Genomic DNA, 22822 nt, shown 5'->3' on the forward strand with positions numbered 1-22822 from the left:
ATTGTTTTCAGGAGCTGCCCGATGTCCTCTACCGCTGAAACACGCCCGCCGCTGCCGCCGTTCACCCACGCCTCGGCCATCGAAAAAGTGCGCCTGGCCGAAGACGGCTGGAACTCCCGTGACCCGCAGCGCGTGTCCCTGGCCTACACGCTGGACACCCACTGGCGCAACCGCGCCGAATTCGTCACCAGCCGCGAAGAAGCCAAAGGCTTTCTGACCCGCAAATGGGCCAAGGAACTGGATTACCGGCTGATCAAGGAGTTGTGGGCGTTCACCGACAACCGTATCGCCGTGCGTTATGCCTACGAATGGCACGACGACTCCGGCAACTGGTTCCGCTCTTACGGCAACGAAAACTGGGAGTTCGATGAGAACGGCTTGATGGCCAACCGCTTCGCCTGCATCAACGACCTGCCGATCAAGGAAAGCGAGCGCAAGTTCCACTGGCCACTGGGCCGGCGCCCGGATGATCAGCCGGGGCTGTCCGAGCTGGGGTTGTAACAAGAAGGGGCCGCATTGCGGCCCCTGCTTTCAATCCTGATTAAGACCGACGCGGTACAACACGCCGTTGTCTTCATCGGTGAGCACGTACAGGTAACCGTCCGGCCCCTGCCGCACATCGCGAATCCGCGCTTTCAAGCCACCGAGCAAGCGCTCCTCATGAATCACCTTGTCGCCGTCGAACTGCAACCGGATCAGTTCCTGGCTGGCCAACGCGCCGATAAACACGTTGTGCTGCCACGGCTTGAAGCGGTCGGCGTCATAAAACGCCATGCCGCTGATACCCGGGGACTTTTCCCAGACATGATGGGGCGGCACGGTGCCCTCCAGTTCCTTGCCCTGGGCTTCGGGAATCGGTGTCAGCGAATAGTTGATGCCATGGGTCGCCAGCGGCCAACCGTAGTTCTTGCCGCGCTCGATGATGTTGATTTCATCACCGCCACGAGGCCCGTGTTCGTTTTCCCAGATCGTGCCACTCCAGGGGTTCAGCGCCAGGCCCTGCGGGTTGCGCTGGCCATAGGACCAGATTTCCGGGCGCACGCCCTGCTGGCCAACAAACGGGTTGTCCTCTGGCACGCGGCCATCCGGGAAAATTCGCACCACCTTGCCTTGCAGCTTGTCGAGGTCCTGAGCTGTGGGGCGGTCATTGTTCTCACCCAGGGTCACGAACAAATAGCCGTCGCGGTCAAACGCCAATCGTGAGCCGAAGTGGTTGCCGGTGGACAGCTTGGGCTCCTGGCGCAGGATCACTTTGAAATCCTTCAAGCCGCTCAGGTCATCCGCCAGGCGCCCGCGCCCGACGGCAGTGCCCGCCGTGCCGCCCTTGCCACCGCCTTCGGCGTAAGACAGGTAGACCATGCGGTCTTGCTTGAAGTCGGGCGACAGCACCACGTCCAGCAAGCCGCCCTGCCCTTTGGCCCACACCTGCGGCACGCCGCTCAGGGGCGCAGACAGCTTGCCGTCCGGGCTGACAAAGCGCAGGTGGCCAGGGCGTTCGGTGACCAGGAAACCTTGTTTGTCGGGCAGAAACGCGACGGCCCACGGATGGTCCAGGCCCTTGGCGATGGGCGTGACAGAAAGGCTGCCTTGCTCACTGGGGAATTGCTGGGCATCGGCGGCAAGCACCGTCGTCAAAGGCAGCAGTGCCGTTGCGCACACGGCGGCGAGAAGGGTTTTGCGTAGAAACATAAGGCGAAGTCCTTACCGGCACTCAAGGCCGGCGATTGCCGTTGGCATCAAAAGTGGGAGCTTTGGTTTCGGTCGCGGGGCGACTGGGGGCGGCGTCACGCTTGGGATAACGGTTGCCGATACCGCCGTTCTCGACCGTGGGCCTGGGGCTGGTCGGGCCGATCTGAACGCCCCGCGTGGCCGGCGCATTGGGCTGGGTGCCCTGCATGCTGTTGGGGTTGGCCCGGTGAATCGGGCTGTTGTTGGAATCGGTGCTGCCGGGCAGGCTTTGCGCCTGGGCCAGTGACGTGAGTGCCATACCCAACGCCAGCACTGCGAGATGACGCACACAGCTGTTCATGACAAAGCCTCTCTGGGGCGAGTAGTACGTGCTTTCGATAACACGCTACGCCTTGGGTTCGGCTTTCGTAACTAAATAGTTTCTCATTAGGTGTTACACGATCTGTCCGCATATCTGCCCGCCGAAACTTTTGCCAGCGCCTGCCGGTCACCTGAACACTCACTCTGTTCAAGGAACCGCAGCCATGCCACGGGCAATCTGGAAAGGCGCCATCAGTTTCGGCTTGGTCCATATACCGGTGTCGCTGGTGTCGGCAACGTCCGCTCAGGGCGTTGATTTTGACTGGCTCGACAAGCGCAGCATGGACCCGGTGGGCTACAAGCGCATCAACAAAACCACCGGCAAAGAGGTCACCAAAGACAACATCGTCAAGGGCGTGGCTTTCGAAAAAGGCCGCTATGTGGTGCTCAGCGAAGAGGAAATTCGCTCGGCGCACCCCAAGTCGACCCAGACCATCGAGATCATCGCCTTTGTCGCCAGTGACCAGATCCCCTTGCAGAACATCGACACCCCCTACTTCCTCGCCCCGGACAAACGCGGCGGCAAGGTTTACGCCCTGCTGCGCGAGACCCTGAAGAAAACCCGCAAAGTCGCGCTGGCCAATGTGGTGCTGCACACCAAGCAGCACCTGGCCGCCCTGATGCCGCTGGATTCAGCCCTGGTGCTGGTGATGTTGCGCTGGCCCGCCGAAGTGCGCAGCCTGGATGAGTTGGAATTGGGCAGCGACGTCACCCAGCCGAAGCTGGCAAAAGGCGAATTGGACATGGCCAAGCGCCTGGTAGAGGACATGAGCGCCGACTGGCAGCCCGACGACTACCGCGACAGCTTCCAGGAGAAGATCCTGGCGCTGGTGGCGAAGAAGGCCAAAGCCGGCAAGATCGAAGACGTGGAAACCACTCAAGGCAGCGACGAGCGCAAATCGGCGGATGTGATCGACCTGACCGAGCTGCTCAAGCGCAGCCTGGCCGGCAAACCTGCCAAGAAGCCTGCCGCGAAGAAAGCCACCAAAGCCTCCTGAGCCACGGAACCTCCCATGCCAAAGCCCTTGAGCGAGTACAACCGCAAGCGCGACTTCAAGATCACGGCAGAACCGGCGGGCAACGCGCCCACTCGCCAGCGCAAAACGTCGGCCCTGTCATTCGTGATCCAGAAACACGACGCACGCAACCTGCACTACGACTTTCGCCTGGAACTCGATGGCGTGCTCAAAAGCTGGGCGGTGCCCAAAGGGCCGAGCCTGGACCCGAGCCAGAAACGCCTGGCGGTACACGTTGAAGACCACCCGCTCAGTTATGGTGGCTTCGAAGGCACCATTGCCCCCGGCCAATACGGCGCGGGGGACGTCATCGTCTGGGACCGTGGCGTGTGGCAACCCCATGAAGATCCGCACAAGGCTTACGCGGCGGGCAAGCTCAAATTCACCCTGATCGGCGAGAAACTCTCCGGCGATTGGGCCTTGGTGCGCACCCGTCTCAAAGGCAGTGGCGACAAAGAGCAATGGCTGCTGATCAAGGAAAAAGACCCGCAGGCACGCCCTGCCGCTGATTACGACATCGTCCAAGCCATGCCCAAAAGCGTGCTCAGCGACGCCACAGTCGGCAAACCCAAAACCCGGGCCAAGCGCGAAAAAAAGCCAATCACCCTCCCCGAACAATTCACGCCGCAATTGGCCACCCTGGTCGATCGCGCGCCGGACGGTGACTGGCAGTACGAAATCAAATTCGATGGTTATCGCATGCTCACCCGCATCCTGGACGGCGAAGTACGCCTGTTCACCCGCAACGGCCACGACTGGACCGAGCGCCTGCCGCGCCAGGTCAAGGCGTTGCAAGCCCTCAAGCTCAAGGACAGTTGGCTCGACGGTGAAGTCGTCAGCCTCAATGGTGATGGCCTGCCGGATTTCCAGGCGTTGCAAAACGCCTTTGATATCGGCCGCAGCCTGGACATCGTGTATTACCTGTTCGATGCGCCCTTTCTGGGCGGAGTGGACCAGCGCAAGGCGCCCGTCGAGGAGCGTCGGGCGGCGCTCAAATCCGCACTCGGCGCGAGTCGCAGCAAGCTGCTGCGGTTTTCCGAAGCCTTTGTCGCCAACCAGCGCGACATCATAGAAAGCGCCTGCGACCTGGCCCTGGAAGGCGTCATCGGCAAACGCCTGGGCAGCCCGTATGTGTCCAGTCGCAACACGGACTGGATCAAGCTCAAATGCCGCTTGCGCCAGGAGTTCGTCATCGTCGGCTACACGCGCCCCAAAGGCTCGCGCACCGGGTTCGGCGCCCTGCTGCTGGCGGTGAACGACGCGACGGGCCTGGTGTATGCCGGGCGCGTCGGCACCGGGTTCGATCAGGCCTCGCTAAAAGCCATCTACGCGCAGCTCACATCGCTTGAGTGCAAGGCCTCGCCACTGGCAACGCCGCTGAACAGCACTCAAGCACGCGGCGTGCATTGGGTGGAACCTGCGCTGGTCGGCGAGGTGCACTTCACCGAATGGACGCGCGAAGGCATCGTGCGCCAAGCCGCATTTGTGGCATTGCGCACCAACAAGCCGGCGTCACAGATTATTCATGAGCAACCGCGCGCAGCGAAGTCGCTGAAAGCCTCCAACGCCAAAAAAACTGACGCGGGTGTGATAATCACCCACCCCGATCGCGTCATCGATCCACATAGCGGTACGCAAAAACAGCAATTGGCAGCCTTTTACGAGGGGATCAGTGAGTGGCTGCTGCCCTTTCTGCGCCATCGGCCCGTGTCACTGCTGCGTGCTCCGGAAGGCATCGACGGTGAGCAGTTCTTCCAAAAACATGCCGAGCGACTCGCCATTCCTCACATCAAGCAGTTGGACCCGGCGCTGGACCCTGGCCATGCACGCCTGATGGAAATCGACAGCGCGAACGCCCTGGTCGGCGCCGTGCAGATGGGCGCCATAGAGCTGCATACCTGGGGCGCCACCTCGGACAAGATCGAAACGCCAGACCTGTTTGTACTCGACCTGGACCCCGACCCTGCGCTGCCGTGGAAGACCATGCTGGAGGCGGCGCAACTGACCTTGTCGGTGCTGGATGAACTGGGGCTCGACGCATTCGTCAAGACCAGCGGCGGCAAGGGCTTGCACCTGGTTGTGCCGCTGGCGCGCCGGGATGGCTGGGACACGGTTAAAGCCTTCGCAAAGGCCATCGCGCAGTTCATGGCGCAGCAGTTGCCCGAGCGCTTCACTGCCACGTCCGGGCCGAAAAACCGCATCGGCAAGATCTTTATCGACTACCTGCGCAATGCACGCGGCGCGAGCACGGTGGCGGCCTATTCGGTGCGGGCGCGGCCGGGCCTTCCCGTGTCAGTGCCGGTGAGTCGTGAGGAATTGAAAACGTTGCGCGGTGCCCAGCAGTGGACGGTCGCCAACCTGCAGGAACGCTTGAAGGGTTTGAAAGGCGACCCGTGGGCCGGGTATGCCAATCGGCAGAAGCTGAGCAAGAAGATGTGGGACAAGTTGGGCGCGACACCACCTTAGTGAGTCGCGCCTCAAACACGCTTCAGATCAGGATGAAGATCAGCGCCAAGCCGGCGAAAATCGCCCATTTTTCCAGGTAGTAGCGCGTACGGTTGCGTTTCTTCAGTTCCTTGCCGCGCAGACGAATCTTGTACAGGCGGGTAAACGCCCGGTTCAAACCACCGGTCTTGTCGCCATCATCGTTCGGCGAACCGGCCGCAGCCATCACATTTCGGCTGAACCAGCGGTTGAACGCGGCCGCCCAGCGGTACTTCATCGGCCGTTCGATATCGCAGAACAGGATGATGCGGTTTTGCTCGGTGGTGTTTTCGGCGTAGTGGATGTAGGTCTCGTCAAACATCACCGGCTCGCCGTCGCGCCAGTAGTAGCTTTCGCCATCCACATTGATGTAGCAGCCCGGATCGTTCGGCGTGTCCAGGCCCAGGTGGTAACGGTAGGAACCGGCATACGGGTCGCGGTGACGCACCAGCTTGGAGCCCGGCGGCAACTCGGCAAACATCGCGGCCTTGATCGAGCCGATGCTCTGCACCAGCTCGGTGGTGCGCGGGCACAGCTTCATCGCCGACGGGTGGCTGTCGCCGTACCACTTGAGGTAGAAGCGCTTCCAGCCCGACTTGAAGAAGGAATTGAAACCCACGTCGTTGTACTGGTCGGAGCGCTTGATCGCCCCCGCCTGCATCAGGTTCTGGCCTTCCTGGCGAATCTCTTCCCAGTGTTCCTGCAACGGTGCCAGGTCGGGAAAGTCGCTGGGCGACAGGTACGGTCGGCTGGGTTGCTTGGAGAAGAGGTAGAGAAAGCAGTTGATCGGCGCCAGGAACGTCGAGTGATCGCTAAGCTGGCGACCCAGCTTGTGTCGCACCCGGCCACGCAGGTGTACATACGCAATGGAGGCAACGTAGAGAGCAACAATGATGAGTTTCAAGGGATTCGTCACACGTCAGTAGAGAGAACAGGCTGCTCCTGCGTGCCCACGACGGCCGAGGATTGAATAAGCAGCACCTGAAATCACAATTCACATTTATGCGGCACGACCGGCTAATTGAGCACCGGTTCATCACCATTGGCAGTTATTTAGCCACAGTTTGTAACCAAAGGTTAACTAAGAATTGTGAAAACCTGTCCATTCAATGTGCTGGATCAATGCCAACGCTTGCCTTGCAATGCCGCGATACGGCACTGTCCGCAACCCCTTACTGCAAAAAGGAATTTGTATGTCGTCCCGCACCGACCTGGATTTTCAAGCCCTGCAGGGTACTTGGGAACAGACCGCTCTTGAAGACAGTGGTGTGCTGAACCCGGTCGACGCCCATAGCGCGCCTGGTGCCGTGACGATCATCTGCGGTGACAGCTTCGAAGTGCGGACCACCGCAGGCGAAGTGTTGTTGGCCGGCCACTTTTCCCTGGACAGCAGCACCACCCCTAAAAGCATTACCTGGGTGGACGCCATCGGCGAAGACGCCGGCAAACAACTGCCCGCCAGTTACCGCCTTGAAGGCGATGACTTCGTATTCATTGCCGCCGATGAAGGCATGCCCAGGCCGGCCGAATTCAGCACCGGGCCGGGTCAGACCATGCGAACCTTCGTACGTCGCCGGTGACCCATACACATCCGAATTTGCGACACCCTTTTCACAAGGCCTTCACGTTCCCACCTATAGGGTGAAACCTACCTACTCCAGTGAATCCCTTGGCCCGCCACTCTCGCGGGCCTTTTTTTGCCTGCACGCCAGTGAATTACACGGACCGTTTAGTGGCGGTCAGGGTGAAGCACAGTGGCAGTTGCGCGCTCTGGTGCTCGTACTGATCGTAGAGTTCTTCACGATTGGAGTGCGGGTACTCCTGCAAGTGGCTGATCTGCAGCTGCGCCGCAACCGCGCCGCTGACGATGCTCCCCAGCGTATGCACATACCAATAGGACGTCGGCCCGGCCTTCTCGGCGGTGCCTTCGTAGACAATCGACTCCTGCAGCACAAAAGGATCGCGCTGGAAGTACGAACTGGCAGGCAACAGCGGGTTGTCGGCTCGAGGGTCGAACACTTCCAAAAACGGATGGGTCTCGTAGATCACCAATGTGCCGCCCGGCTTCAAGGTGCTCGCCGCGTGACGCATGAACAGCGCCACGTCGGGCATCCAGCCCAGTACGCCGATGGTCACCAGGGCGACATCAAAACGGCCAAGCAGGCGCTCCGGCAAATGGTGAATATCGGTCTCGATGAACTCGGGGGCATGGGGCGAAACGCCCGCGAGTTCCTGCGCCTGCTGAAGAAAGGCTCGGGACTGATCCACGCCCACCACAGAACGAGCGCCAAGCCCGAACAGCGACAGGCTCTCACGGCCGTTGTTGCAGCACAGTTGCACCACGTCCTTGCCGGCAACGCCGACGTCTTGCAGCAGTGCGGTAATGGTCGGGTCCAGGCACGAAAACCCCGGCTGGGCGACCGACGCCACCAGCGCGTTCCAGGTGGCGGTGCCTTTGTGCAGCTCGGCCGAAGCGTCCCAGGCGTCCTTGTTGCGGGTGATAGCCTGCTGGGCTGAGGGCATGTCCATTGCGACTCCAGGATTTGAATAAAGCGGGGTTCGGAAAGTAAGCCAATTGCCTGCCAGATAAAACCCTTATGCATGGCGAAACTAATCCCCGAGCCTACAGGTCACTAAGCCAATGAGCGTTCAGCCCCTGAGCGCTGCCCTTGAAGACCTCGCCGTGGCCCATCACTCCGACCTGCGTACCACCTTGTCCCTCGACAGCCTGAATTTTTTCCTGGCGGATGTACGTGACGGCCTCGGGCCTTATCTGGCGATCTACCTGTTGGCAGTCCACAAGTGGGACCCGGCCAGCATTGGCGTGGTCATGACCCTGGCCGGCATTGCCGCGCTGGTCACCCAAGGGCCTGCGGGCGCATTGATCGATCGCACCCGCAGCAAGCGCGCAGTGATCGCGATTGCCGCAATCCTGGTGACGCTCAGTTGCCTGGTGCTGCCGTTTGTCAGCGCATTCAGTTGGGTGGCGCTGACCCAGGCCGCCAGTGCGGTGGCCGCGTCGGTCTTTGCTCCGGCGATTTCCGCCATTTCCCTGGGGATCACCGGGCCACGCGCCTTCACACGCCGCACTGGGCGCAACGAAACCTTCAACCATGCCGGCAATGCCGTGGCCGCCTTGCTGGCCGGCGGCCTGGCGTACCTATACGGTGCGGTGGTGGTGTTTTACCTGATGGCGTTCATGGCAGTGGCCAGTGTCGTGGCGGTCAGTTGCGTGTCGGCAGCGGCCATCGACCATGAAGTCGCCCGGGGTTTTGACCCGGCCCATGCCCAGGATCACGAACAGCCCTCCGGCATGAAGGTATTGCTGGGCAACCGCCCCCTGCTGCTCTTCGCCGTGTGCTGCGCCCTCTTCCACCTGGCCAATGCGGCGATGCTGCCGCTGGTCAGCCAGAAACTCGCACAGATCAACCTGCAAATGGCCACGCCACTGACCTCGGCGTGCATCGTCGCCGCGCAACTGGTGATGGTGCCGATGGCTTGGCTGGTGGGCGCCCGGGCCGATGTGTGGGGGCGCAAGCCGTTATTGATCGCCGGTTTCCTGATCCTGCCGTTGCGCGGCGTGCTGTATACGCTGTCCAGCGACCCCTACTGGCTGGTGGCGGTGCAGATGCTCGATGGCATTGGTGCCGGGATCTTCGGCGCGCTGTTCCCGGTGATCGTCAAGGACCTGACCCAAGGCACCGGGCGCTTCAATGTCAGCCTGGGTGCGCTCTCGACTGTGTTTGGCCTCGGCGCGGCCTTGAGCAGCAGCCTGGCGGGTTTTGTCGTGCAATTGGCAGGCTACAACGCGGCTTTCCTGACCCTGGCCGGCGTGGCCGCCGTCGCCCTGGCGCTGTTATGGCTGGCCATGCCGGAGACCTTGGCGAAACCATCGTTCGCCTGCCATACAACTGTCGCCTGACATATGCGACAATGCGCGCCAAATTCCAACACACATCCAAAATTTTCTGCTCAGCGACCGGGTTTCGCGCCTTGATGTCGCTGTTGACGCATGCCTGAAGGCTCCTGCCGCCACGCTCGCAACCCATTGATAGGTAAAGTAATTGATCTCCACAGCTAACATCACCATGCAGTTCGGCGCCAAGCCGCTCTTCGAGAACGTCTCGGTCAAGTTCGGCGCCGGCAACCGTTATGGTTTGATCGGTGCCAACGGTTGCGGCAAGTCGACCTTCATGAAAATCCTCGGCGGCGACCTCGACCCGTCCGGCGGCCAGGTCATGCTGGAGCCGAATGTACGCCTGGGTAAACTGCGCCAGGACCAGTTCGCCTACGAAGAATTCACCGTACTCGACACCGTGATCATGGGTCACGAAGAGCTGTGGAAGGTCAAGGCTGAGCGCGACCGCATCTACTCGCTGCCAGAAATGAGCGAAGAAGACGGCATGGCCGTGGCCGAGCTGGAAACCGAATTCGCCGAAATGGACGGCTACACCGCCGAATCCCGTGCCGGTGAGCTGCTGCTGGGCCTGGGTATCCCGCTGGAACAGCACTTTGGCCCGATGAGCGAAGTGTCCCCAGGCTGGAAACTGCGCGTATTGCTGGCCCAGGCGCTGTTCTCCGACCCGGAAGTGCTGTTGCTCGACGAACCGACCAACCACCTGGACATCAACACCATCCGCTGGCTGGAAAACATCCTGACCCAGCGCTCCAGCCTGATGATCATCATCTCTCACGACCGTCACTTCCTGAACAGCGTGTGCACCCACATGGCTGACCTGGACTACGGCGAGCTGCGCCTGTTCCCGGGCAACTACGACGAGTACATGACCGTGGCGACCCAGTCCCGCGAGCAACTGCTGTCGGACAACGCCAAGAAGAAGGCGCAGATCTCCGAGCTGCAATCCTTCGTCAGCCGCTTCTCGGCCAACGCCTCGAAAGCCAAGCAGGCCACCTCCCGCGCCAAGGCGATCGACAAGATCCAGCTGGCTGAGGTCAAGCCTTCGAGCCGTGTGAGCCCGTTCATCCGTTTCGAGCAGAACAAAAAGCTGCACCGCCAGGCCGTCATGGTCGAAAAAATGGCCAAGGGCTTCGACGGCAAGCCGCTGTTCAAGGACTTCAGCTTCCAGGTTGAAGCTGGCGAGCGCGTGGCGATCATCGGCCCGAACGGTATCGGCAAGACCACCCTGCTGCGCACCCTGGTCAACGAACTGACCCCGGATGCCGGTAGCGTCAAGTGGACCGACGCCGCGGAACTGGGCTACTACGCCCAGGACCATGCCCATGACTTCGAAGACGACGTGACGCTGTTCGACTGGATGGGCCAATGGACCCAAGGCGAGCAGATGATCCGTGGCACCCTGGGTCGCATGCTGTTCTCCAACGACGAGATCCAGAAGTCGGTGAAGGTGATTTCTGGTGGTGAGCAAGGCCGCATGCTGTTCGGCAAGCTGATCCTGCAAAAGCCGAACGTGCTGATCATGGACGAACCGACCAACCACTTGGACATGGAATCCATCGAAGCGCTGAACCTGGCGCTGGAGAACTACCCGGGCACGCTGATCTTCGTCAGCCACGACCGTGAGTTCGTATCGTCCCTGGCCACCCGCATCATCGAGTTGAGCGCCACCGGCGTGATCGACTTCAGCGGCACCTACGACGACTACCTGCGCAGCCAAGGCGTGGTGTTCTAAGCACCGCCCGTTTCAAGGCAACGCATTTGCAAAGCGCCAACGGCAACGTTGGCGCTTTTTTATTGGCCAATCCATCGCTCAGGCAGTTTTAGAGAAAACCCTCTGGTGTTTCATGCCGGGTCGGGGCTCGTTCCTCGTGATAGTGCGGCCTGCCGGCTTCCGACTTCATCAAGTCAGCATTGGCCAGGATGGTTTCTGTCAACAGCGCGTCGTCGCCCTCCTTGAACCAACAAGCGAGCGCCGAGTTTCGATTACCGTGCATATCAACGACCTTCAAGCGCTTTTGCTCAGCGGGCGCGCCGAGCAATGGGGCCTCGGGAAAGTACTGGGGTGGCAGCACCAGCGCGTCTCCGGGTCGAACCCAGAGGTCGGCCAGGCGGATTTCTTCGACGAAGGGCCGCCAGCGCGCCACGCTGATCACCAGCGGCAGCCGGCCATGGCGGGAAAAGAAGGCGTGGGGAAAAGCGTGGTACTCCAAGTCTGTCGGGTTGTAGGTCAGCAGTTCGCGCTGGCGAGCCGGCCCCAGGTAGGGCGATTGGTGCCCGGCCCATTTGCCATAGGTGTACTGGCCAAGGATCAGTTGCGCATGGTCGAAGTGGATGCACTCACCACTGCGCAGCAAGGTCATGCCGAAAGCTTCCGCTGTTTCTTCAGTGGCCCACATCGGTTCATAACGGACTTCCCGGGCGTGGAAGTCGAATGACTTGATGGTATAGGAGCCGCTGCCAGTGGGGATTTCCCTCGGTTCCCAAGTGACATCTGTGTAAAGAGCACCGAGTGCAAGTTCGGGATTCTGCGGCGCCAGCTGGATCAGCCGGCCTTCTGCAGCGGGCTTGAGGCGCGCCAAGCCGTGGTCGTTGTACAGGAACGGGAAGCTACGGGTGTCGAGATCGACCTCGTCGCCATCGCCGATAAAAGGCACACAGTTGAAGGTTTGCATCGTGATTGCACCACCAGGGTTCGGGTGAGACAGCAGAGACGGCGATGGCCTGCCGCCCGTTGAATGTCGCCGACCCAGCGTTCAGACCGAATCGGCGATGCGTTTCCTTGACTTCGCCGCACTGTCATCTGAGCGGTACGGTACATGCTGCTCGCGCAACCAGTGTAGGTCAGGCGTCGTGCGCTAGTATCCGAAGCGTGGCGCCATCGAGACAGTTCAGAGCAGTGTCAGTCTGGTATCAGTTTGGTATCAGATGTGGAGTACACTCCATCGGCTGCCCAGGCGCCGCCGAGACAATCGACATGGATTTCAAACAGAACGCGTTGGCTGTTCCCCCCCTGCAGGCCCCGGCGATTTCCGACGGGCGCGTGCTGCTGGACGCCGGGTTGTTGAAAGGGTTGCGCAAACAGCGCGGCCTGAGCCAGGAAACCCTGGCCGAGGCCTGCCTGAACCTTCACTTGTGTGTGTCCATTGCCTCCATCAAGCGTGCCGAGACCGGCAAGCCAGTGCTCTATCGGACGGCCCACCACCTGGCGACAGCGTTCCAGATCGACGTCGAAGCGTTACTCGGGCACTCCGTCACACGCGCCCTGGCGGAAATCGAACAGTCAGTGACCGAGTTGCACAAATCGGTCCTGGCAACGCAGTCATTGCGCCAGATCGATGACGATGTGATCCGCTATGTGTTGCAACTGAGCTTTGAAACGCCGGTGTCGGGTGAACTCTCCCGCCCGGAACAACAAGCCTCCCGAGTGGCAGAGATCGAGCGGCTGATCCGCCAGTTCGGCGGTGTGCCGATGGTGCGTGCGGACGACATCGTGGTCGCCCGGTTCGGCGCGCCGCAAGCGTACCGCAGCGACAGCGAGCGAGCGCTGCTGTGTGCGCTAGCGTTGAGCCGCGAACAGTTAGCCAAACCTGGTTTCGGGATTGTGCTGCAACTGGTTCGCCAGAACGTCGAGGACGCCACGATGGGTGAAGTACTGCGCCAGTTGCGCGGCCACACCCCGCGCGAACCGCATGGCAATGCACCGGTGAATGTCGCCCAAGGCCTGGTGGAACAGCTTCGCACGCGTTTCGAGTTTTCCCCGGCCGATGAGCCGTTCCCCGCTTATCGCTTATGCCTGCGCTTGCGCAACCTTGACGAGAATGCCTCGCGCCCCTTGGTGGGGCGTACCGTCGAAGTGCTGCAGTTCAAGGGTGTCATCGAGGCCACTCAGGCCTATCAGGACGGGCATGTGGTGTATGTGCGTGGCATGGCCGGTATCGGCAAGACACGCCTGATCACCGAGTTCTTCGAGATGGCCCGCCAAGGCGGTTTTGCCTGTCATCGCAGTGACGTGCTGGATTTCGGCATGGACAACGCCCTATGGCCATTGGGGCAACTGGTACGCAGCCTGCTTGACCTCGACATGCACCGACAAGACGGCGCTCCGGAACTGGAAAGCGCGATGCTGCGCTTGAAGCTGAAAGACGAACACCAACTGTTCCTGCGGGTGCTGACGGGCTTACACCGGGTTGACGAGCCTCCCGGGCATTCCCTCACGCAGTACGCGGCGATGAGCAGTGAAGTGCGCAGCCAGGGCTTGCTTTCGGCGCTTTTACAGTTGCTGCTGCGGCTGGCGGTGCACAAGCCATTGTTGATCTGCATCGAAGACCTTCACTGGGCCGAGGTCGCATTGTGCAGCCTGCTGGGCAAGCTGCTCGAAGCGACGAACGAGGCGCCCTTGGTTTGGCTGTTGACCTCGCGCCATGAAGGCGATCCGCTGGAAAGCGCCCTGCGCCCGTATTTCAGTACCCCCATGAGCCTGCTGGATATCGCTCCGATCCGAGCGCGCGAGGCCAGCCTGCTGGCCGATCAGTTCAGCGAGGTCGACCCGGCCTACCGGGCGGACTGCGTCAAGCGTGCCCAAGGCAGCCCGCTGTACCTGACGCAACTGCTGTCGAGTCGCGAAGGTGTATTCCCAGACAGTTTGCGCCACCTGATCCAGACCCGTTCCGACCGCCTGCAGCCCGAGCAGCGACATGCCTTGCGTTACGCCGCGATTTTCGGCAACCGTTGCGAGTTGAACCTTTGGCGCGAGGCGCTGGGGCAGCCGGATTATCTGCCGAGCACAGATATGCGCGAGGGTTTGCTACGGGAAATTGAACCGGGTCGCTACTTGTTCGTCCATGACCTGGTCATGCACTGCCTCTACGATGCGATACCCAACGCCCTGCGCGAACAGTTGCATGGCGAAGTGGCGAAGTTATATCGCGAGCGTGATCGCAGCCTGTATGCACAGCACTTGTTGCTGGCCAGGGACCCCACGGCTTTCGATGCGTTGCTGGTCGCCATGGACGAGAAGCTCCAGGCCTGCCAGTACGACAGCGTGCTTGCGCTGGGGCTACAGGGAACAGATTTCGTCGAACGCGCCGCCGGCAGTTATACCCTCGCACTGCGCTGTGGCCAGGCTCACTGGGGCCTGGGGCAAATAGCTCGCGCGCGGGACTGTTTCCAGAGCGCCCTGGCCCTCGCCGCTCAGCCGCAAGAGCGGATTGAGGCGGCCTTGGGGCTGGCGCCGGTGCTCAATACGCTCGATTGCCTGGAGGACGAGGAACAGCTGATCGAAGCCATACTCCCCAGCGCCCGAGCGTTGCAGGCGAACACGGCACTGGCCCGCTTGTATCAACTGCGCGGGGATATTTACTTTCCGCGAGGCGACTACGCCGAGTGCCGTCGCCTGCATGAGAAATCACTGTCGTTCTCGCGTATCGCGGCGAACTTGGAAACCGAGGCCAAGGCTCTGGGCGGAATCGGTGATTCCTACTACGCCCAAGGACGGATGCAGACCGCGTATGAGGTCTTCGACCAGTGCGTGCGGTTGTGCGAACAGCACGGGCTGCCCCATGTCGAAGCGGGCAATCGCAGTGCTCGCGGCTCGGCGCTAATTTACTTGGGGCGGCCGGTGCTGGCCCTGCGTGACGCCATGGATGCTGCCGTGTCCAGCCGTCAGGTCGGTAACCGCCGCGCGGAAGTCTTTTCCCGATTGACCGCCGCCTGGGTGCTGGTGGCGACGGGGCAGGACGAGCAAGCCGAGCAGGAACTGACGAATGCCCTGGCACTGGCCCGTGAGATAGGCGCCAGTCGCTTCGAGGCAATTCTGCTGGAAGGCCAGGCCCGTTTAGCCTTGCGCCAGAATCAACGCGATCGGGCGCAAACACTGATCTACGAGGCCGTGAGTTTGGTGGAGCGCTATGCGTTGCAGCGTTACATCGGCCCCTGGGTCTACGGCAGCCTTGCCTTGATTCTCGACGACGCGCGACTCAGCCGCCAGATGCTGGTGCTGGGCGAAGCCCTGCTTACGCAGGATTGCCTGGCGCATAACGCCCTTCGTTTCAGGGTGGCGGCGGCCGAAACGTGCCTGCTCAGTGGCGATTTCGAGCAGGCCGGCCGGCATGCCCAAGGCCTGGAGGCCCTTGCCCAGACTGCACCTTGTGCCTGGGTCAGCCATCATGTGCGCTTGATCGAGGTGGCGGGCCAATGTTTGCAGCATCGCGACAGTTCAAGCACCGAAGACTTGAAGGTATTGCAGCGCGAATCGGAGCGCCTAGGGTTCGTGGCAACCATGCCACGTGTGATGCAAAGCTTGAGCGACGCGGGCTAGAGAGGATCGGTCGGCCCGTACGCTCAACAAAGTAGTTAGCCTGCTTCCTTTTCCGTCATGCCCTTGCCATCATGCCCTCACCGCCCGCCCGCGAACGAGTCCCCATGCCTGCCGCCGCCCCCAGCTCCCTGTCGATCACCCTGCAGATCGTCTCCATCGTCTTCTACACCTTCATCGCCTTTATCTGCATCGGCCTGCCGATTGCGGTGATCCCGGGCTATGTCCATGAGCAACTGGGTTTCAGCGCCGTAGTCGCCGGGATCACCATCGGCTCGCAATACCTGGCCACCCTGCTCAGCCGCCCGATGGCCGGACGCATGTCCGACAACGTCGGCACCAAGCGCGCCATCGTGCTGGGCCTGGCCGGCATTCTGGTCAGCGGCGTGCTGACGTTCCTGGCAACGCTGGTGCAAAGCACGCCGTCATTGAGCCTGGGTATTTTGATTGTTGCCCGCTTGTTGCTCGGCGTGGCCCAAGGCCTGATCGGCGTGGGCACTATCAGCTGGTGCATGGGCGCGGTCGGCGCCGAACACACCGCGCGCTCGATTTCCTGGAATGGCATCGCCTCCTACGGCGCCATCGCCATTGGTGCGCCGCTGGGCGTGGTGATGGTGGCCGAGTACGGCTACACCAGCCTTGGCATCGCGCTGTCGGTGTTGGCCGCATTGGGCCTTTTGCTGATTCGCAACAAACCGTCAGTGCCAGTGGTGCGTGGCGAGCGCTTGCCGTTCTGGGCCGTGTTCGGGCGTATTGCGCCGTTCGGCGCCAGCTTGTGCCTGGCATCTATCGGCTACGGCACCCTCACCACGTTTATCACGTTGTATTACCTCAACCGTGGCTGGGCCGGTGCGGCGTACTGCCTCACGGTGTTTGGCGTGTGTTTTATCCTGTCGCGCCTGGTGTTTATCTCGGCCATCAGCCGCTTTGGCGGGTTCAGGGCGGCGATTGCCTGCATGACCATCGAAACCCTGGGCTTGACCTTGCTGTGGCTGGCGCCGTCCACCGGCGTCGCGCTGATCGGCGCCGGGCTGACAGGCTTTGGTTTGTCGCTGGTGTACCCGGCGCTGGGCGTAGAAGCCATCAAGCAAGTGCCCAACAGCAGCCGGGGCGCGGGGTTGAGCGCGTATGCAGTGTTCTTTGACCTGGCCCTGGCGATTGCCGGGCCGTTGATGGGGTTTGTGGCGTTGAACCTGGGTTACGGCTGGATCTTCTTCTGCGCTGCGCTGCTGTCGGTCACGGCATTGGCCGTGACCGTGCTGCTCAAGCGCCGCGCTTACTGATCTGCGGTCTGCAACCCGGCGCGGGTCGATTGACCCAGGGTGTGAATGAAGAAGCGCCCGGCCTCTGACACCAGGTCGCGGTGAATGCCCTCGCGGTCCACCCCGTCGGCATCGGTGCAGATCGCCGGCATGGCGGCCAGTTGGTCGCTGTCACACGGCGCCATGAACACGAAATGCCCTGCCCCGGCCAGCAGTTTGAAATCCGGAGGTTCCGGCAGTTTGCGCGCCAGGGCAGCGGCGTTTTTGTCCACGGCCACCAGCTTGTCGCCGTCGCCGCTGTAGAGCAGCACCGGCACATGCACATCGGCCAGGGTGTGGCGGCCGAACATCAGGCTCAGCGGCGCCATCAACATCAAGGCATGAATACGCGGGTCGGCTTGGGGTTGCAGATCGTCGCGGTCGACCACCAATTCGCCTTTGGTGGTGCAGGCATCGCGGTCTTCCGGGCGTTCCTGGCAATAGCGGCGCAGGCGATCGAAATCGGGCTTGGCCCCCGCCAGGATCAGCGCGGTTTCGCCACCGGCCGAATAGCCGATCACCCCCACCTGATCCACATTGACGAACGGCGACAGCATCGGGTCGCCCAAGGTGGCGGTGATGGCTTCGGAAATCTGGATCGGCCGCCCGTACAGGTTGCTTACCGTACCCAGGCGGCTGTGGTCCTTGTAGTTGTCGCCGGGATGCAGTACCGCCACCACCACAAACCCTTTTCGCGCCAGGGATGTGGCCAGGTCATGCAGGGCCAGCGGTGTACCGGTATTGCCATGGGACAGCATCAGCATCGGGAAGCGCCCGATGGCGACCTTGGAGTCTTCGGTAGCCGCGACGTGATAAGGACCCAGTTGGGTGGAGTGTTGATCGTCGGTGGACGGGTAGAACGCGATGGCCTTCATCGGCTGCAAGTCCAGCGGATCGAGGAACGTCATGCGATGGAAGCCCACACTCCAATGCGGGTGCGGCGCGGGGGCGGCGTGCACTGAAATCAGGCCACCGAGCAGGGAAAGTACCAAAACAGCACAAAGACGCATCATGAGGATGTCCACCTTTGCTGCATTAAAACCGGCATGTCTGTTTGAAAAGTCCATGGTTCAAGGTGCTCGTACCGGGTGGTAAACCCATGACTGCATAACCTGGGCCAAAGTAGAGACAGCGGGTAAACGAAAAAACTCCGTACTCCGGTCGTGTTCAGGTGACCAGAATACAGAGTTTAGGCGCCCGGCTTCAGATTGAAACCGAGGAAAGGCGAAATTTACACAAGCCTTACGCGGCGGCGAACAATTGTTCGCTGATGAGTACGTTGGCGTCGCTCAGGGCTTTGCTGCGCACTTCATCACCGTAGGCCAGGCCTTGGGCGCGGACGAATTCGATGTCGGTGATGCCCAGGAAACCAAACACCAGCTTCAAGTACTCTTCATGGCCGACGTTGCTCGGCTGGCCAGCGTGCAGACCACCGGCGGTGGACACGATGATCAGCTTCTTGCCACCGCACAAGCCTTCAGGGCCAGCTTCGGTGTAGCGGAAGGTCTGGCCGGCCACCGCGATGCGGTCGATCCAGGCCTTGAGTTGCGAAGGCACCGAGAAGTTGTACATCGGTGCGCCGATCACCACGGCGTCAGCGGCGATGAATTCGGCCAGGGACGAAGCGCTCAGTTCAGCCTCGTGCTTTTGCACGGCATCGCGCAGTTCGGCAGCAGTGCCCAGGGCGCCCAAGGTCAGGCCGGAAAAGTGGCTGATACCTTCGTTTGCCAGGTCACGGTAAGTCACGCTCACACCTGGCTCTGCGGCTTGCCAGGCCTTGACCACGCCTGCGCTGAGCTGGCGGGAAGCCGAGTTGTCGCCGAGGATGCTGGAATCGATGTGCAACAGTTTCATGGGTGATCTCCAAGTGAGGATCGCCACTGGGCGATCAATTGAGGTTGATCCTACACATGAACCCAATAAACGATTAGACAGCTCAAATGCGACTGTTTGTCCTGCCAGCAGGACAATCCCATTTCCGCCCTGATCCAATCCCCCAGGTTTATTGCCCAATCCTCTGTGGTGCTGGATTTCACCCGCGCCACGCGGCATTCTCGCCGCAAATCCGCCAGCCACCGGGCCTGCCATGCACGCGAACTCCCCCGTCCTGACCAAGGGCCTGACCCTGCTGCTCGCCATCTGCTGCGGGTTTTCGGTCGCGACCATCTACTACAACCAGGCGATGCTGCCGCTGATCGCCACCAGCTTCGACGTGACCACCGCCCATGTCGGCCAGATCGCAATGCTCACCCAGCTCGGCTACGCCTGCGGCCTTTTGCTGTTTGTGCCGCTGGGCGACCGCATCAGCCGGCGCACCTTGATCCTGGCCGTGCTGTGCCTGAACTTCATCAGCCTGCTGGCCTCGGCCTCGGCGCCCTCGTTTACCTGGCTGCTGGTGGCGAGCGGGCTGCTGGGCCTGTCGGGGATCAGCGCCCAAGTGATCATCCCTGCCGCGTCCGACCTCAGCGAGCCAGCGCAAAAAGGCGCGGTCCTCGGCTTGATGGTCAGCGGCCTGTCTGCCGGTGGCCTGCTGGCCCGGACCGTCAGCGGCGTGGTCAGTGGCTGGCTGGGCTGGCGCGGCATGTTCGCCCTGGCGGCAGCCTTGGATGTGCTGCTGTTTATTGCGATCCTGACGCGCATGCCGGTGTCCATCTCTACCAGCAAGCTGGCCTACGGCGCCTTGCTCAAATCGCTGTGGGGCCTGGCCCGGCAGCACCCTACCCTGCGCCTGTCGGCCCTCAAGGCCGGCCTGGTGTTTGGCGCATTGAACGTGTTCTGGGGCTCGATGGCGGCGTTGCTGGCCTTGCCGCCCTATGGTTTCTCCAGTGCGCAGGCGGGCTTGTTGGGGCTGTCGGCGATCGTCGGCATCCTCCTTGCCACCACCATCGGCCAACAGACCCGCCGCCACAGCCAACTGCTGGAATGGGTCGGCATCGGCACCGTGCTGGTGGCCTTTGCCCTGATCTACGCCTTCGGCCCGAGCGGCTGGTGGTGGCCGATCCTCATCGCGGCGACCTTCCTCGACCTCGGCAACCGGATCAACCAACTGGCCAACCAGACCCGCGTGCTGGCGCTGGAACCTTCGGCCACCAGCCGCCTGAACACTGTGTTCATGGTGGTCTACTTCATCGGCGGCGCCCTGGGCTCTGCGGCCGGCGCCTTTGCGTCACAGCATTACGGCTGGCAGGGTCAGGCGCTCACCGGCGCCGGGTTTGCCGGGCTCGCCCTGCTGATCACCCTGCTCAGTGGGATGACACGTAAATCGACGACGTCGTAGGCGCCGGCAGCGCATAGGTGCGCTTCATCCACTGGATCTCGTCCTGGGGCGTGCGCCCGAAGAAGCGCTTGAACTCGCGACTGAACTGCGAGGCGCTTTCATAACCGACCTTGGCACACGCAGTGGCGGCGGTGATGTCGTTGCGCAGCATTAACAAACGCGCCTGATGCAGGCGCGTGGACTTGAGGTACTGCATCGGCGACGTGTCGGTGACCGTGCGAAAATGCGCGTGAAAACTCGGCACACTCATCATCGCCTCGCCCGCCAGCGCCTCCACGTCCAGATGTTGGTGGTAGCACGCATGGATCTTGCGAATCGCCCGCGCCACCTTGCCGAACTGCCCCTGGCGATTGAGCGCGGCTCGCATTGAGCCGCCCTGCTCCCCGGTAAAAATCCGGTAGTAGATTTCGCGCATTAAGGTCGGCCCCAATATCTGCGCCTCCATCGGCACGCTCATCGCCTCCAGAAAGCGCAGCAATGACTCGCTGAGCCGCTCATCCATGGGCGAGGAATACATGCCCCGCGGCTTGGCCTGCGGGAGTTCGGGGAAGTTATCCAGCGCCAGCATCAACTCGGCCGCCAGGCTGAAGTCCAGCCGCAGGTACACCGCCAGCATCGGTTCCGCTTCGCTGGCCTCGGTTTCCATGGTGAACGGCACCGGCACCGACACCACCAGGTAATGCTGGGCGTCGTAGCGGTAGATCTCTTCGCCCAGGTAGCCGCTCTTGCGGCCCTGGCACACGATCACGATGCCCGGGTCGTACAGCACCGGCACGCGGTGCAGCGGCCGGTTGGAACGCAGGAAACGCACGTCATCCAATACGCTCAGGTTATAGCCTTCAACAGGCGCCAGGGCGCTCATCAGCTCGACAATTCTCTGTGTACGGCCCACGGCATCGGCTCCTCTGCAAAGCCACACAGTACTGCGCCAGAGGTGGCTGGCGCTACGCACTCATAGGAATAGGCAATCAGCACATTGGAATGGATATTCGCCCAAACAGCGCTTTTCCGTAGCCTGAAACAGCACTTTCAGCCCACGGAGATTCCCCCATGCTTATCGTCTACAACCCTGCAAACGGTGAAGAAATCGGCCGCGTAGCCAAACACTCTGCGACCGAGGTCAAGGCCGCCGTCGACCGCACCTGCGCCGCCTTCCCCGACTGGTCCGGCAAACTCGCCAAGGAGCGCAGTGACATCCTGCGCCGCTGGCACGACAGCGTGAAGGCCGACAAGGAAGCCTTCGCCGAACTGCTGTGCCGCGAAAACGGCAAATGCCTGACCGAAGCCCGTGGCGAGATCGACTACGGCCTGGGTTTCATCGAGTGGTACGCCGAAGAAGCCAAGCGCGTCTACGGCGACACTATCCCCACCCACGACCGTAACGCCCAGGTGATGGTCACCAAGGAAGCGGTCGGCCCGGTGGCGGCCATCACCCCATGGAACTTCCCGTTCATGATGATCACCCGCAAGGTCGCCACCGCCTTGGCCGCCGGTTGCACCATGGTGATCAAGCCGGCTGAAGACACGCCGCTGACCGCCCTCAAGCTGCTGGAATACGCGCGCAACGCCGGCATCGGCGAAGGCGTATTGGAAGTGGTAGTGGGCGACCCCAAGGAAATCGGCCCGATCCTCACCGGCGACCCGCGTATCCGCAAGATCACCTTCACCGGCTCCACCGCCGTGGGCAAATTGCTCGCCGCGCAATGCGCCGCCACCGTGAAGAAGATGACCCTGGAACTGGGCGGTAACGCGCCGTTTATCGTGTTCGAGGACGCCAACCTGGACGCCGCCGTACAAGGCTTGGTGAGCGCCAAGCTGCGTAACTCTGGCCAGGTGTGCATCTCACCCAACCGCATCTTTGTGCAGCAGAGCATCCTTGAGGCGTTCACCGAGCGCCTGAAGCAGGCGGTTGCCGCAATTGAAGTGGATCAGGGCCTGCGCGAAGGTTTTGTGGTCGGGCCTCTGGTCAATCAGCTGGGTTTTGACAAGGTGGTGCGCCTGGTGGAAGACGCCAGGGCTGCCGGCGCAACCGTACTCATGGGCGGCAAGCCTCACGCCAAGGGTGGCCTGTTCTACGCGCCGACTATCCTCACCGGCCTGGGGGATGACTCGCCGCTGGCCACCCAGGAGATCTTCGGCCCGGTGTTCGCCCTCTATGTCTTCAACGATGAAGAAGAAGTGATAGAACGCGCCAACAGCACCGAATTCGGCCTGGTGGCCTACGCCTACACCAGCGCCCTGGGCCGTTCGTTGCGCCTGTCTCGCCGGCTTGAAGCGGGCATGGTGATTCTGAACTCAGGCTCCGTGGGCACCGCCTCGATTCCGTTTGGCGGCATCAAGCAATCCGGGTATGGCCGCGAAGGCAGCTATTACGGGATCGAAGAGTACGTGCATGTGAAGTATGTGTTGATGGCCGGCATGTAGGGGCTGGATTTGCCCACGCCATACGCGGATAGTTCGTCC

At 61.7% G+C, this 22822-nt stretch carries 18 protein-coding genes; 10 read left to right on the forward strand and 8 right to left on the reverse strand.

Annotation, left to right across the window (positions count from 1 at the left end):
* Nucleotides 1-21 precede the first annotated feature (21 nt).
* A complete protein-coding gene (locus AC07OV_RS11410; protein ID WP_495092259.1) occupies nt 22-501 on the forward strand; it encodes a nuclear transport factor 2 family protein in 480 nt (159 codons plus the stop codon).
* Between the two features lie 30 nt (nt 502-531).
* Here the strand turns inward: AC07OV_RS11410 and AC07OV_RS11415 are convergent, their stop codons facing one another.
* Together AC07OV_RS11415 and AC07OV_RS11420 are read right to left on the reverse strand one after the other, a co-directional pair.
* Nucleotides 532-1689, reverse strand: coding sequence for a PQQ-dependent sugar dehydrogenase (locus AC07OV_RS11415; protein ID WP_495092260.1), 1158 nt, complete (start codon nt 1687-1689; stop codon nt 532-534).
* A gap of 22 nt (nt 1690-1711) precedes the next feature.
* Entirely contained in the window at nt 1712-2029 is a 318-nt protein-coding gene (locus AC07OV_RS11420) for a hypothetical protein (RefSeq protein WP_176998157.1), read from the reverse strand.
* A gap of 184 nt (nt 2030-2213) precedes the next feature.
* Here AC07OV_RS11420 and ku point away from each other — a divergent pair, with 184 nt between their 5' ends.
* Together ku and ligD are read left to right on the forward strand one after the other, a co-directional pair.
* Nucleotides 2214-3047, forward strand: a complete 834-nt coding sequence (gene ku / locus AC07OV_RS11425; RefSeq protein WP_495092261.1) for a non-homologous end joining protein Ku — start codon at nt 2214-2216, stop codon at nt 3045-3047.
* A gap of 15 nt (nt 3048-3062) precedes the next feature.
* Nucleotides 3063-5531 (forward strand): DNA ligase D, encoded by a 2469-nt coding sequence (gene ligD, locus AC07OV_RS11430; protein ID WP_495092262.1) that lies wholly within the window; start codon nt 3063-3065, stop codon nt 5529-5531.
* Between the two features lie 22 nt (nt 5532-5553).
* Here the strand turns inward: ligD and lpxO are convergent, their stop codons facing one another.
* Nucleotides 5554-6453 carry a lipid A hydroxylase LpxO gene (gene lpxO / locus AC07OV_RS11435; protein ID WP_494998622.1) on the reverse strand — a complete coding sequence of 300 codons (900 nt, stop codon included), beginning with the start codon at nt 6451-6453 and terminating at the stop codon, nt 5554-5556.
* Nucleotides 6454-6742: 289 nt separating this feature from the next.
* Here lpxO and AC07OV_RS11440 point away from each other — a divergent pair, with 289 nt between their 5' ends.
* A complete protein-coding gene (locus tag AC07OV_RS11440) occupies nt 6743-7129 on the forward strand; it encodes a TIGR03067 domain-containing protein (protein WP_494998623.1) in 387 nt (128 codons plus the stop codon).
* A 136-nt stretch (nt 7130-7265) separates the two neighbouring features.
* Here AC07OV_RS11440 and AC07OV_RS11445 read toward each other — a convergent pair whose 3' ends face one another.
* A complete protein-coding gene (locus AC07OV_RS11445; protein WP_495092263.1) occupies nt 7266-8078 on the reverse strand; it encodes a class I SAM-dependent methyltransferase in 813 nt (270 codons plus the stop codon).
* A 154-nt stretch (nt 8079-8232) separates the two neighbouring features.
* On the opposite strand from AC07OV_RS11445, the gene AC07OV_RS11450 reads away from it, so the two are divergent.
* Together AC07OV_RS11450 and AC07OV_RS11455 are read left to right on the forward strand one after the other, a co-directional pair.
* Nucleotides 8233-9471, forward strand: a complete 1239-nt coding sequence (locus AC07OV_RS11450) for an MFS transporter (protein WP_495092282.1) — start codon at nt 8233-8235, stop codon at nt 9469-9471.
* Nucleotides 9472-9613: 142 nt separating this feature from the next.
* Entirely contained in the window at nt 9614-11200 is a 1587-nt protein-coding gene (locus tag AC07OV_RS11455) for an ABC-F family ATPase (protein ID WP_026083083.1), read from the forward strand.
* An 88-nt stretch (nt 11201-11288) separates the two neighbouring features.
* Here the strand turns inward: AC07OV_RS11455 and AC07OV_RS11460 are convergent, their stop codons facing one another.
* Nucleotides 11289-12140, reverse strand: a complete 852-nt coding sequence (locus AC07OV_RS11460; RefSeq protein WP_495092264.1) for a hypothetical protein — start codon at nt 12138-12140, stop codon at nt 11289-11291.
* A 302-nt stretch (nt 12141-12442) separates the two neighbouring features.
* Here AC07OV_RS11460 and AC07OV_RS11465 point away from each other — a divergent pair, with 302 nt between their 5' ends.
* Together AC07OV_RS11465 and AC07OV_RS11470 are read left to right on the forward strand one after the other, a co-directional pair.
* Nucleotides 12443-15784, forward strand: coding sequence for an AAA family ATPase (locus AC07OV_RS11465; RefSeq protein WP_495092265.1), 3342 nt, complete (start codon nt 12443-12445; stop codon nt 15782-15784).
* Between the two features lie 104 nt (nt 15785-15888).
* Nucleotides 15889-17064, forward strand: a complete 1176-nt coding sequence (locus AC07OV_RS11470; protein ID WP_494998627.1) for an MFS transporter — start codon at nt 15889-15891, stop codon at nt 17062-17064.
* On the opposite strand, the gene AC07OV_RS11475 is transcribed toward AC07OV_RS11470, so the two are convergent.
* A complete protein-coding gene (locus AC07OV_RS11475; protein WP_176998148.1) occupies nt 17058-18095 on the reverse strand; it encodes an alpha/beta hydrolase family protein in 1038 nt (345 codons plus the stop codon). The two genes, AC07OV_RS11470 and AC07OV_RS11475, sit on opposite strands and share 7 nt — an antisense overlap.
* Nucleotides 18096-18324: 229 nt before the next feature.
* On the reverse strand, nt 18325-18936 hold the full coding sequence (locus AC07OV_RS11480; protein WP_176998147.1) for an FMN-dependent NADH-azoreductase: 612 nt from the start codon (nt 18934-18936) through the stop codon (nt 18325-18327).
* Between the two features lie 232 nt (nt 18937-19168).
* Here AC07OV_RS11480 and AC07OV_RS11485 point away from each other — a divergent pair, with 232 nt between their 5' ends.
* Nucleotides 19169-20359 carry an MFS transporter gene (locus tag AC07OV_RS11485; protein ID WP_494998629.1) on the forward strand — a complete coding sequence of 397 codons (1191 nt, stop codon included), beginning with the start codon at nt 19169-19171 and terminating at the stop codon, nt 20357-20359.
* On the opposite strand, the gene AC07OV_RS11490 is transcribed toward AC07OV_RS11485, so the two are convergent.
* Complete coding sequence (locus tag AC07OV_RS11490) at nt 20325-21221, reverse strand: AraC family transcriptional regulator (protein WP_495092283.1); 897 nt, start codon at nt 21219-21221, stop codon at nt 20325-20327. The two genes, AC07OV_RS11485 and AC07OV_RS11490, sit on opposite strands and share 35 nt — an antisense overlap.
* Nucleotides 21222-21409: 188 nt before the next feature.
* Between AC07OV_RS11490 and AC07OV_RS11495 the strand changes: the two genes are divergently transcribed.
* Nucleotides 21410-22783, forward strand: coding sequence for an NAD-dependent succinate-semialdehyde dehydrogenase (locus AC07OV_RS11495; protein ID WP_494998631.1), 1374 nt, complete (start codon nt 21410-21412; stop codon nt 22781-22783).
* Nucleotides 22784-22822 lie beyond the last annotated feature (39 nt).

This window comes from Pseudomonas sp. GW821-FHT09A09, assembly GCF_059418405.1.